The organism is Vulgatibacter sp. (genome assembly GCF_041687135.1).
Classification (GTDB): Bacteria; Myxococcota; Myxococcia; order Myxococcales; family Vulgatibacteraceae; genus JAWLCN01.
Genome location: NZ_JAWLCN010000008.1, coordinates 74,462 through 86,781, shown reverse-complemented (window position 1 = coordinate 86,781; position 12,320 = coordinate 74,462). Strand labels below are relative to the sequence as shown.

The following is a 12,320-nucleotide window of genomic DNA, read 5'->3' as shown; positions in this document are numbered from 1 at the left end:
TCGCACGAGCGGCCCTTGTCGGGCAGCGTCGCCCCGGTGACAATCCCGGCATCGACACCAACCGAGGGGCAACCGATGAAGCGCGTCTTCCGTGCATCGCTCTACCTGGCCATCGCCGCGGCGCTCGCCGCCAGCGCCTGCGGCACCTCCGACGACTCGTCGGGCACGGGCGGCGGCGGCATCGGAGACGGCGGCAGCGGTGGGTCGGGGGGCGGCCTCGTCTGCGAGGGGGCGCCGGTTCCCTGCGAAGACACGATGATCCAGGAGATGCAGCTGGTCGACACCGTCGCGCCGGGGCAGGTCGGGATCAACGAGGCAGTGGACGGCACCTGGGTTTCCCACGTCGACGCTACGGCCGGCGGCTTCGGGGCGAACCCGCCGCATGCCTTCGTCTACGCCCGCTTCACGGACGCCGGGCTGGAGAAGGTGGAGATCACGGACGAGGAGGCGCTCGAGTCGGCGGATTGGGACATCGCCTTCCGCCGCTACCTGATCCGGATCAACTCCGGCGATTCGGGCCCCTCGTGCGTCACCGCCGCGCGGATGGCGCCCGGCACTTCGTTCGAGACGGCGGCAGGGCCGACGGACGAGGCCGCCTGGCGGCGGGACGATTTCTACACCGAGACCTGCGAGTTCATGAACGACGGCTCGGGCCTTCCCGGCTCGCCTGCCACCGCACTGGCGAGCTTCTACACCTACACCGGCTGCGTGAAGATGACGGGGAACGTCTACGTGATCCGCACGGCCGACGGGCGGATGGCGAAGTTCACGGTCGACGCCTACTACGGCGAGAACCAGGAGACGTGCCAGACCGACGACACCCCACCAGCGGGCGGCTCCGGAAACGTGATCGTGCGTTGGGCCTTCCTGGAGTAGCGATGAGCGTCCGCATCCGCACCGCAGCGCTGCTGGCCCTCGCCACCTCATGTGGCGGGAGCGAGCCCGCGCACCACGTCCATGGCACCCTGCTGCACGCGATCCGGCCGACCGAGGTGGAGCGGGCGCAGCTCTGGCGATACGACGCGGCGGACGTGGTCGAGCACCACGATTCGGGCGGCGGCGCCTTCCGGATCCACTTCACGCGGGCAGGGGAACACGCGGTGCCTGCTGCGGACGCGGACGAGACCGGCGTCCCGGACTACGTCGAGACGGTGGCTGCGATCTACGAGGAGGTCCTCACCTTCTACGACGGGCTCGGCTTCCGGATCCCCCTGGGCGACGAGGCGATCACCGGCGAGAACGGCGGCGACGGCAGGTTCGACGTCTACCTCCTCGACTTCGCGCACAGCGCCGACGGCGCCTTCGTCACCGATCGCTGCGGGGCGAGCGGCTGCGTCGGCTACATGGTGCAGGAGAACGACTTCGCCGGGTACGGCTACCCGAGCCGGACGGTCGGCGCCCGGATCCTCGCGAGCCACGAGTTCTTCCACGCGGTGCAGGCGGCCTACGGCCCTGGCGGCGACGTGGTGCTCTCGGAGGGCACGGCGGTCTGGGCGAGCGAGACCTTCGACCCCGCGCTCTCGGACTTCGAGGCCTTCGTCGGTGGCTATCTCGAGGATCCGGGGCGCTCCATCGACGTGCCGCCGCCGGGACCGGTGCCGCGCTTCGCCTACGGCAGCGCGATCTTTTTCCGCTTCCTCGAGGAGCGCTTCGATCGGAGTTTGATCGCTGCGCTGCTGGAGCGTTCGGGGCAGGGCGCCTGGCTCGATGCCCTGGACCAGTTGCTCGCGGAGGGCCACGGCTCGTCGTTCGCGGAAGCGTTCCTGGACTTCGGGGCCTGGAATCTCCACCTGGCACAAGCAGCGGATCCGGCGGTTGCCTATGCGAACGGCGCCGACTATCCGCAGCCGCAGATGGCGGCGCTGCAGGCGCCGGTGGTGGAGGAGCGGCTGCGCGTCTACCACGCCTCGACCCGCTACTTCGAGGTGGATCCTGGTGGCAGGTCCGTGCTCGCGGCCCAGGTCGTCGCGCCGGACGCTGCGGAGCTGGCGGATCTGGCACTGCTCGCGGTGGCACGTACGGGGGGGCGCAACCGTGGCGCGGTGCAGGTGATCGCCGCTGCCGATGGCCGGCTGGTGATCGATGCCGGCGGCGCGGATCGGGTGATCGTCGCGTTGAGCAACGGGAGCCGGGTCAATCCGAGCCGGAGGCCCACGCTCTGCGTCGGGACGGAGGAGGAGGTCGACGCCTGCGCCGCAACTTTCGGCGCGGTCGATCCGGATCCCGAGCCTGTTCCGGAGCCGGAGCCTCCGGCTGCTGCCTCGGAGGACGGCGGCTGCAGCAGTGGCGGGAGCGCTGGACTGCTCGGCGTCGTGGTGGTGCCGCTCCTGCTTCTCCGGCGCTCGGCCTGCCGCCACCGGTGAGAAAGCAAAGGACAGGCCCCCCTTTCGGAAGGCCTGCCCTTGTGAGAAAGAGCAGCTGCTGCGCCTACATCAGGATGATGCCGCCGCTGCCACCGGTGCCGCTGCCGCCAGCGCCACCTGCACCACCGGACCCGCCAGCACCGCCGGCTCCGCCTTCACCGCCGGAACCACCGGCGCCGGTGTCCTCGCCGTCGCCACAGAAGACGATGTGCGAGATCGCCGGGGCCTCAGGACCGGCGGTGAGACCCGAGGGGTGCGACCAGCTTCCCGTGCCGACGGGGAGGGTGGATTCCCACACCTCGCCGCCCGTCTTCACGCGGATGTCGAGGTCGTCGCCGACGACCGTGTAGGCGAAGCCGATCTGCTCCCCTGGCGAGTCGTCCTTCTCGAGCCACGAATCGATGGTGATCTGCGAACCGCCGAAGTCGTAGCCCAGGCCCGCAGCACCGATCTCCTCGTCCTCGAACTTGATGCAGTCCTCGCCGATGGCGCCGCCGCCCGGGGGCGTGTGCCCTTCGCCGTCCTGCCGATGTTCCCCGTTGCCACGGCCGCCGTCGGTGGCAGCGCCTTCGAGGGATCCGAGCGACGAGGGGTCCTCTTCACCCGTTCCGCAGGCTGCCAGCAGGGCGGAGCCGAGCAGGAGCGTGAGCTTGCCGATCTTCATCTGCGCCTCCTTCGCGTCCAGTCATCTAACGCGAGCGGGTGAACGCTAGATCGAAATACTCAAACAGGCAAGCAGGCTCCTGCTCGGCTGCCGCCGACTCACTGCGCCGACGTATCGACCACCCAGCTCGCCGAGGCCGTTCCCGTATTGCCAGCCGGGTCGGTGCCGACCACGTCGAGCGTGTAGCTGGCGTCACGGAGGCCGAATTGCTGCCAGGGCGACGTGCACGACTGCGGACGGCCGCCGCTGATCGAGCAGGTGTAGGTGCAGTCCGGCTCGCTGCAGAGAATCTGGATGTCGACGTCGGTGACGTTGGTGGTGCCGCTGGGGGCGCCGACCAGGGTGATCACCGGGGGCGTCGTGTCGATCGACCAGGAGAAGGCGATCGGGTCGCCGGTGTTCCCCGCAGCGTCGGAGGGGACGACCTCCAGGCGGTGGTCACCCTCCGCGAGCGACGAGAGCTGCACGGGCGGCAAGCAGCCCGCCGCCGTGGCGCCGTCGAGCGAGCAGGTGTAGCTGCAGGGCGGATCGTCGCAGCGGAAGTCGAAGCTGGCCGACGTGCTGGCTTCGATCGGTCGCGGCATGCTGATGAACTCGGCCCCTGGCCCGGTCAGGTCCCGCTCCCAGGTGAAGAGGGCGACGGAGCCGGTGTTGCCGATGGCGTCGGTTGCCTGGAGACGCATGTGGTGGACGCCCTCCGCCAACCCGCTCGTGGAGAAGGTCTCCTCGCAGGGCTGGAGCACGGTGCTGTCGAGGGCGCAGGCGTAGGTGCAGGGCAGATCGTCGCAGGAGAAGGTGAAGTCCGCGGCGTCGGCGGTGGTCTGGTTCGGGGGCGTCCGCACGAAGAGGCCCGAGGGACCGGTGCGGTCGATCGTCCACGACCAGGTGGCGACCGCCTCGTTCCCGGCCTCGTCGACGGCAGCCACGGTGAAGGTGTGCGGGCCTTCCGCGAGGCCGAAGTAGGAGCGCGGCGAGATGCAGGCGAGTTCTGCCCCGTCGTCGAGCGTGCAGCTATAGGTGCAGACCTCGTCGCCTTCGCAGCCGAAGTGGAAGACGGCGTCGCTCGAGATGGTGAGCGTGTCGGGCATCTGCTCGATCTGCAGGAGCGGCGCACTCCGATCGACCCGCCATTCGTGCACCGTGGTCTCGCCGGCGGTGCGCCCGACGATGCCCCGGACCGCGAAGGTGTGGTCGCCCTCGTCCACGGTATGGACGGTGGGAGAGGTGCAGGGGGAGAGCGCCCCGTCGTCGAGGGCGCATTCGAAGGTGCAGCCCTCCATCGAGCAGGTGAAGCCGAACCGTGCCTCGGTGGCCTGGGTGATTGGTCCCGGCCGCTCGACCAGCGTCACCACCGGGCTGGAGAGCACGACGTTCCACTCGTGGAATTTCACGTCTCCGGCGTTCCCCGCTGCATCGATCGCGCGCACCTCGAAGCGGTGGGCACCGTCGTCGAGATCGGTGAGCTCCACCGGCGAACGGCACTCTTCGATTGTCGTGCCGTCGAGCTCGCAAGCGTAGGTGCAGGCTGACTCGGAACAGTCGAGGACGAAGGTGGCGGAGCGGGTGGCCGCCGGATCGGCAGGACCACCGGAGAGGCCGACGTCGGGGGCCACGATGTCGTTGGTGAGTTCGACCGGCTGCGAGCTTCCAGCCTCGTTCGCCGCCACCACCCACAGACGCTCGTGCTCGTTGTCGCCGACGTCGATGGCGTCGAAGGCACCGTCGGCGGAGACGCTGCCGCTGGCCAACTCGACGTTGCCGCCTTCGCCGAAGATTCGCACCCGGCTGGCGCCCGACGCTGCGCCGGCGAGGCCGACGACGCGATCGGTCGTGCCGGGCGCCCGCTGCTCGACTCGGAGCTGCGCAGCGTCGACGGTCGGGGCGCCGTCCGGCCCCCCCGGTCCGCCGGGTTTCGAATCCTCACTGCCACACCCTGCTGCAACGATCACGGCAACCACGATGGCCTTCCGGCTCATGTCTTTTCCCCCTGGCATGTTGGTGCAGCAGCGAGGCTTGCAGCCCTACCGGAGTGGGGGGAGTGCGCCTTTCTGCATTACCTCGGCAGGGGATCCTGTATCGGGACGCAGGGTGCGAGCCCTCACCGGCTGGGGTTCGCTGGTGTGCAAATTCCCGCACTACCTCCCGGTGTTGGCGTCCGCTACACGATGGCGATCACGGTGGCAGCGGCCAGGGCCGCGCCGGGGAGGACGAGAGCAATGCGCAAGAAGCTTCTGGTTCCGTTGGTGTGCGTGGCGCTGCTGGCTGCCTGTGGTGGCAGCGAAGGCGACGGGGACGATGGCGGCGGTGGTACGGGAGGTGTCGGCGGCACGGGCGGAACCGGCGGCACGGGTGGAACGGGCGGGACTGGCGGCACGGGTGGAACGGGCGGCACCGGTGGCGCCGGCGGGAGCGGGGGCATGGGGGGCGCCGGCGGTAGCGGTGGCACCGCTGGCGCAGGCGGAGCCGGCGGCTCCGGCGGGGCCGTCGAGCCCACCTGCGACGATCTGACGTGCGACACCAACGCCAGCTGCGAGGAGACAGAAGCGGGCCCGCAGTGCGTCTGCATCGGCGGCTGGACCGGCGACGGCGAAACCTGCACCAACCTGGACGAGTGCGACCTCGGCCTCGACGATTGCGGCGAGAACTCGGTCTGCGTCGACACCGAGGGCGCCTACGAGTGCACTTGCGTCGACGGCTACACGTGGGTCGACGGCCAGGGCTGCGTCGACGTCGACGAGTGCACCGCCGGGACCTTCACCTGCGGGACGAACGAGGTCTGTTCGAACACCCCCGGCAGCTACGAATGCGTCTGCGCCGACGGGTTCGGCTGGAACGGCACCGCCTGCGTCGACGTCGACGAGTGCACCGCCGGCACCGACGCCTGCGACGTGCACGCCCGGTGCTCCAATACCGTGGGCGGCTACGACTGCTTCTGCGAAAGCGGCTGGGAGGGCAGCGGCTTCTCGTGCGACGACATCGACGAGTGCATGGGTAATCCCTGCCCGGTCACCCGCGAGTGCGTGAACACGCCGGGCAGCTACCAGTGCATCTACGTGCCGAACAACTGATCGGCAGCATTCGTATGCAGCTCGGGGGGGCCTCCGCTGGACGGAGGCGCCCTCGGCGAACTTGAGGCCACGCCGGCCCTGCCTGGCCATCGGCGGCGGGTGGGGCGGGCGCGCCTCGTTGCATTCTGGGGGGGATGCCCGATGGTACGATCGCTGCTCACGAACTCGCTTCTCGCCATCGCCTGGGCGCTGTGCGCTTGCGGAGACGACGAACCACCCGAGCGCGTCGAAGCCCGCTGCGCGTCGGTCGCCTGCGGCGACCACGGCAGCTGCGACGAGACGGACGGCACCTGCGTCTGCGAAGCCGGCTGGGCGGGAACAGGCTGCGATGCCTGCGCCGACGGCTACCACGAGCAGGCCGGCAGCTGCGTCGCGGACGAGCGCTGCACCCCGGACACCTGCGGCCCGCACGGCTCCTGCTCCCTCGAGACCGGCGCCATCATCTGCACCTGCGCCGAAGGATACCGGGGCGATCGCTGTGACGCCTGCGCCGACGGCTACCACGAGCAGGCCGGCAGCTGCGTCGCGGACGAGCGCTGCGCCCCGGAAACCTGCGGCCCGCACGGCACCTGCTCCGACGAGACGGGCGCCATCATCTGCACCTGCGCCGAAGGTTATCGGGGCGAGCGCTGCGATGCGTGCGCGCCTGGCTACGGCAGGGATCCGAGCGGCGCCTGCGTGCCGTGTGAGGGGACACCCTTCTCCTGCGGCACCTCCGAGGAGCGCCCGCCTCTCGGCTACGAGCCGCCCCGCTTCCGCCTGGTGCCGGTAGGCACCGTCGACGGCGGCGGCGAGCAGTGGAGCGAGGCCAGCGACGTCAACGACGCGGGGCAGCTGGTCGGCACCTTCTACCAGCGGCCCACCGCCGGCAACCTGCGCGTCTTCGCCTTCCGCTTCTCCGAGGGGGCGGGAATCGAGAACCTCGGCGATCCCGCGACGACGACCTACGGCAAGGCAATCAACGGCGCCGGGACGATCGCGGGCTACGGCTCCTGGGCTGCCGTCGACCAGGCCTTCACCCACGACGGCACGAGGCTCGAGCGGATCGGGGCCAGCGCCGCGGGCTCGAGCCGGGTCGCCGCGATCAACGACGCGGGGCAGGTCGCCGGTGAGTGCGAGGAGCACTTCGCGCTCTCGATCTGCCGGCACACCCCCGGCATCGGCTGGGAGCACCTCGGCAGCGGCGGCGCCACCTCGATCACCGCGGACGGCAGCCTGGTCGGAAGCAGCGGCGCCGTCGAGAACCACGGCTATTTTTTCGACGGCGACACCTTCACGCCCCTCCTCGCTGCCTCCGCCTTCCCGAACCATGCAGCCGGCGTGAGCTCGAACGGGAGGTTCGTGGTGGCGACGCACCACGTGCCGCGCCTCACCCAGAGCGGTGTCGGCCTCCTCGTCGACCGGCTCACCGGCGGCGCGCCGCTGGCGATCGAGGACATCGACGGCCATCCCTTCCGCGATCTTTTCGTGCAGCCCCGCGACGTGAACGACGGCGGCTTCGCCGTCGGCGAGGCGGAGAATGCCCACGGCGTGGCGAAGCCCTGGCTCTTCGACCCGCGCCGGGGCGAGAGCCTGCCCCTCGAGCAGCTGATCGAGCTGCCCGCGGGCGAGAGCTGGTTCCTGGAGTCGGCGTCGGCGATCAGCAACAACGGCCACATCGCCGCCACCGGCTCCCGCGGCGAGGGGGCCGAATCGACGGCGGTGCTCCTCGTACCCATCGACTGGCCAGCTGCAGTCGAGGCACCGCCGGTCGAGGCTGCAGGAGAGATCGCAGCGAGCTACACGGCGCAGGTGCTGCCGGACGGCGCCGAGGGCACCGGGACGAAGGCGATCGGCCTCACCGCCGATCACCACGTGGCCCTGCTCCTCTCCGCCCTTGACGAGTCGATCGCCGCGCCGCTGCTCCGCCCGGCCTGGTGGAGTGCGGCCTCCGGCCTCGTCCTCGTCGGCGGGGAATTTGGTCCGCTCTACACGCCGCTTCCGGTCCGGACGTCGCCGGGCGGCAGGCTCGTCGGCCACGGCATCGTTCTCGACGAGTTCACCGACCTGCGCTTCTTCCGTGCCTTCGCCGGCGGGCCGCTCGGCGCCGAAGACCTCGAACCCGCCGGCGTCGCTGGCGGCGACGGGCACAGCTTCGGCTACGACATCGACGATGCGGGTCGCATCGCCGCCGAATGTTTCGTCGCGAGCGGGTACCACGCCTGCCTGCGGGGTGCGGACGGCAACTGGTCGCTGCTCTTCGAGGGCAGGGCCTTCGCAATCTCGAACGACGGCGCGCTCGTCGGCTCCACCGCCGAAGATGCGGTGGTGGTCGATGAGGGCACGACGACCGGGCTCGGACTCGGTCCCGGCGCCACGCCGCTGGCGGTGAGCGACAGCGGCCGCTTCGTCGCAGGCATCCATGGCCACGGCTTCGTCTTCGATCGCGAACGGGGGGTCGTCGACTGGCTCCCCGACCGCTTCGGCGATCCCGCCACCGTGGGGCGGGTCGAGCCGCTGGCGGTGAACGATGCCGGCGTGGTGGTGGGCAGGGCCTTCGACGGGGCAGGGGAGCCCGGCGCCTTCGTCTACGATCCGCAGGCGGGTGTGCTCGTCCTGCTCGACGACGTGGCACCCGTCGGCACGCTCCACCTGCGCGAGGCGCGCGACGTGGCTGCCGACGGCACGATCGTGGCGAACGGGGTGGAGGAGGACGGTACGTCGCGGGCCGTGTTGCTCGTGCCCAGCCCCCAGTAGGCTCGGTCCGCGGACTTCCATCGTGGGGCGCCGCGCCCCACCGTCTATGGATGGCACCGGCCTGCAGGGTGATCGCGCTCCCGGACGAGCCCGGCGGAACCGCCGTCTATTCCGACGGGATCCTCCGGGCCTGTGTGCTCGTCTTCCCTTGCGAGGTCCGGCTCGGTAGCACGCTCATCGGCCCGCTCCACGCACCGGCGCTCCGCTGGGTGTGGCGCACCGCCGCCCGCGAGCCCCGGCTCGTCCAGCGCGGCGCGGGCTTTGGCCACCTCGCCATCGGCGAGGTGGTCGAGCTCGAACCGCTCCGGGTCCGGGTGGGCAGCTTCCTCGTGGAGCTCCCGCCGCTGGGCGGCGCCTGCATCGCGCGCGGCGATTGGCTGGAGGTCGAGACGGCGCGCCTCGAGCTTCCGATCCCCTGACCGGGCCTCTCAGCGGCGCTGGAGCTTGGAGAGGAGCCGGAGGATCTCCAGGTAGAGCCACACCAGCGTGACCATCAAGGCGAACGCGCCGTACCACTCCATGTACTTCGGCGCGCCCTGCGCCGCGCCGCTCTCGATCAGGTCGAAGTCGAGGACGAGGTTGAGGGCGGCGACGGCGACGATCACCAGGCTCACGCCGATCCCGATCGGTCCGCTGTCGTGCAGCAAGGGCATCTCCATCCCGAAGAAGCCCATCACGATGCTCGCCAGGTAGACCACCGCGATGGCGCCGGTGGCGGCGAAGACGGTGCGGCGGAAACGAGCGGTCGCGCGGAGGACGCCTGCCTTGTAGAGGGCGAGGAGCGCGAAGCAGGTGCCGAAGGTGAGTCCGACCGCCTGGATGGCGATCCCCGGGTAGCGGGCCTCGAAGGTCGCCGAGAGGGCGCCGAGGAAGACGCCCTCGAGCAGCGCGTAGATCGGTGCGGTGAAGGGCGCCCACTGGCGCTTGAAGATCGTGACCATGGCGACGACCAGGCCGCCGAGGGCGCCGACGAGGATGCCGGTGCCCACCACCGGGCTGGTCGGATCGGCGATGACCGGCCCCCAGACCGTGGCGGCGCCGGCGACGGCGAGGAGCAGCAGAACGAGGGTGCGGCTCACCGTACCCTGTACGGTCATGGCGGCGCCGCTGCCGACCGGGGCGAAGGTGCCTTCCTTGAGAATCGGATTTCCCGAGCGCATGTCGGTCCTCTCTGTGGTTGCGACCGGGACGCTATCGGAGCGCCGCTGCCCGGCGCAACGATGGATCAGGCCCGCATCGACGTGCCGAGGAGCTGGCGCACCTTGCGGGCGAGCTCTTCGCGCCGGTAGGGCTTGTTGAGGAGGTGGACACCCTCGTCGATCCGCCCGCCGTGCACCACCGCGTTCTCCGCGTAGCCCGAAGCGAAGAGGACCCGCAGCCCGGGCCGAAGCGCGCGCGCTCGGTCGGCCATCTCGGTGCTCCGGACCGGTCCCGGCATCACCACGTCGGAGAAGAGCAGATCGATCGGCGCGCCCTGCTCGAAGAGGGCGAGACCCGCCTCGCCGTTGGGCGCCTCGAGGACGCGGTAGCCCAGGGCGCCGAGCATCTCCACCGCCGTCGCCCGTACGTCCGGGTCGTCCTCGACCACGAGGATCGTCTCGCTGCCGCCCTCCACCGCGCTGGTGTCGGCCTGGCTGGCCACCGGAAGCGCGCCCTCGGTGCGCGGCAGGTAGATGGTGATCGAGGTGCCGACGCCCACCTGGCTCCAGATGCGCATGTGCCCGCCGGTCTGTTTCACGAATCCGTAGACGGTGCTCAGCCCCAGCCCCGTGCCCCTGCCCTCCGGCTTGGTGGTGAAGAAGGGCTCGCAGGCTCGCTCGAGCACCTCCGGCGTCATCCCGCAGCCGGTGTCGGCGATGGTGAGGCAGACGTATTCTCCGGGGGCGATGTCCGGGGCGAGCGCTGCCGCCTCCGCGCCGATGGTGGCGTTGGAGGCGGAGATTCGGAGCAGGCCCCGGCCCTCCATCGCGTCCCGGGCGTTGATCGCGAGGTTGAGGACCACGTTCTCGATCTGGTTCGAGTCGGCGAGGGTGTTCCAGAGCCCCTCGGCGACGGAGCTGTGGAGGTCGATGTCCTCACCGAGCACCCGGCGGAGCAGATCGTCCATGCAGGCGACGAGATGGCCGAGATGGAGCACCACCGGGTCGAGGGGCTGGCGCCTCGCGAAGGCGAGAAGCTGCGAGGCGAGGCTGGCGCCGCGGTCCACGGCCCGCGCCGCGGTCTCGATCCGACGCAGGGCACGGCTCTGGCCCTCGAGCTCCCTGGCGAGGAGTTGGAGGTTGCCGCCGATCACCTGGAGCAGGTTGTTGAAGTCGTGCGCCACGCCGCCGGTCAGGTTTCCGACCGCCTCCATCTTCTGCGCGTGGCGGAGCGCCGTCTCCGTCTGCCGGCGTTCGGCCTCGCTCGCCTCGAGGGCCCGGGTCCGCTCGGCCACGATCTGTTCGAGGCGGTGCCGGTACCGGGCGAGCTCGTCGTGGGCGCGCTTCTGCTCGGTGATGTCGTGCCCGGAGACGAAGATCCCGGCGACCGTCCCGTCCGCCTCGAGGATCGGCTGGTAGGCGAAGTCGACGAGGAACTCCTCCAGCGGCCCATGGGGTGCCGCCTGCAGCGTCACCCGCGCGCCTCTGCCGACGAAGGGCCTCCCCGATTCGAACACCTGGTCGAGGAGGGTGAGGTATCCCTGCTCCACGATCTCGGGCAGCGCGTCGCGGATCCGTTTGCCGATGACGTCGCGGTGGCCAACGAGCTGCAGGTAGGCGTTGTTGGCGATCTCGAAGACGTGCTCGGGGCCACGAAGAAAGCAGATGAAGCCCGGCGACTGCTCGAAGAGGCGGAGCAGGTGCGCGCGCTCCTCGCCGAGGATCCGGTTCGCATCCTGGACCTGGCGCGCCCGGTGGAGCACGCCTGCCTCCTTCTGCGCCAGCGGCATGACGTGGGCACGGGCCTCCTCGGCCTGCCGGACCGCCTCCTTGAGCTGCTGCAGCTCGGTGACGTTGACCGTGTGCTGGAGGATGAACGCCACCTCGCCGCGCTCGTCGAGGAGGGGGGTGTGGGTCGCGCTCCAGAAGTGATCCTCGAGGATGGAGCGATCCCCGAACTTGCGCGGAACCCGATAGGGGATGAGGGCGAGGGTATCCCGCTGCCCGGTCTCGAGTACCCGGTCGAACGACGAGCGAAGCAGCCTCGCGCTGGGGTTGGCGCGATCGTCGGGGTCGTTCGGGAAGACGTCGAAGATGTATTGGCCGAGCAGCTCCTCGCGACGGCTCGCGGTCACGTCCAGGTAGGCCTGGTTCATCGCGACGTAGCGGAGCTGCCGATCGAGCAGCATGTAGGGGTTGGGCGAGAGCTCGAAGATCGCCGCGAAGTCGAAAGCGGGAGTGGTCGCCCCGGCTCCCTCGGGCCGCTTGGAAGTCATAGGGCCTTCTACCCGACCCGGGGGGGCGGTTCCACCCGCGCGCCGCCGCGTATCGACCAGTAGACGGCACGAGG

9 protein-coding genes are annotated in these 12,320 nt (G+C 70.5%); 5 read left to right on the top strand and 4 right to left on the bottom strand.

All coding sequences use genetic code 11. The annotated features are described in order from the left end of the window. Positions 1 to 75 precede the first annotated feature (75 nt). Positions 76 to 876, top strand: coding sequence for an HmuY family protein (locus tag ACESMR_RS17410; RefSeq protein ID WP_373048382.1), 801 nt, complete (start codon positions 76 to 78; stop codon positions 874 to 876). A 2-nt stretch (positions 877 to 878) separates the two neighbouring features. Further along, on the top strand, positions 879 to 2,363 hold the full coding sequence (locus ACESMR_RS17405; protein ID WP_373048381.1) for an MXAN_6640 family putative metalloprotease: 1,485 nt from the start codon (positions 879 to 881) through the stop codon (positions 2,361 to 2,363). Between the two features lie 64 nt (positions 2,364 to 2,427). On the opposite strand, the gene ACESMR_RS17400 is transcribed toward ACESMR_RS17405, so the two are convergent. Then, complete coding sequence (locus ACESMR_RS17400) at positions 2,428 to 3,027, bottom strand: hypothetical protein (RefSeq protein WP_373048380.1); 600 nt, start codon at positions 3,025 to 3,027, stop codon at positions 2,428 to 2,430. Between the two features lie 98 nt (positions 3,028 to 3,125). Further along, positions 3,126 to 5,003 (bottom strand): hypothetical protein, encoded by a 1,878-nt coding sequence (locus tag ACESMR_RS17395; protein ID WP_373048379.1) that lies wholly within the window; start codon positions 5,001 to 5,003, stop codon positions 3,126 to 3,128. A gap of 240 nt (positions 5,004 to 5,243) precedes the next feature. Between ACESMR_RS17395 and ACESMR_RS17390 the strand changes: the two genes are divergently transcribed. From ACESMR_RS17390 to ACESMR_RS17380, 3 genes are all read left to right on the top strand, one after another. Beyond that, complete coding sequence (locus ACESMR_RS17390) at positions 5,244 to 6,095, top strand: EGF domain-containing protein (RefSeq protein ID WP_373048378.1); 852 nt, start codon at positions 5,244 to 5,246, stop codon at positions 6,093 to 6,095. Positions 6,096 to 6,236: 141 nt separating this feature from the next. Further along, on the top strand, positions 6,237 to 8,831 hold the full coding sequence (locus ACESMR_RS17385; RefSeq protein WP_373048377.1) for a hypothetical protein: 2,595 nt from the start codon (positions 6,237 to 6,239) through the stop codon (positions 8,829 to 8,831). Between the two features lie 50 nt (positions 8,832 to 8,881). Next, complete coding sequence (locus ACESMR_RS17380) at positions 8,882 to 9,250, top strand: hypothetical protein (protein WP_373048376.1); 369 nt, start codon at positions 8,882 to 8,884, stop codon at positions 9,248 to 9,250. A 9-nt stretch (positions 9,251 to 9,259) separates the two neighbouring features. Here the strand turns inward: ACESMR_RS17380 and ACESMR_RS17375 are convergent, their stop codons facing one another. Continuing rightward, positions 9,260 to 9,991, bottom strand: coding sequence for a Bax inhibitor-1/YccA family protein (locus ACESMR_RS17375; protein ID WP_373048375.1), 732 nt, complete (start codon positions 9,989 to 9,991; stop codon positions 9,260 to 9,262). A gap of 65 nt (positions 9,992 to 10,056) precedes the next feature. Then, positions 10,057 to 12,246: a PAS domain-containing protein gene (locus ACESMR_RS17370; protein ID WP_373048374.1), complete on the bottom strand. Its 2,190-nt coding sequence runs from the start codon at positions 12,244 to 12,246 to the stop codon at positions 10,057 to 10,059. Between the last annotated feature and the right edge of the window lie 74 nt (positions 12,247 to 12,320).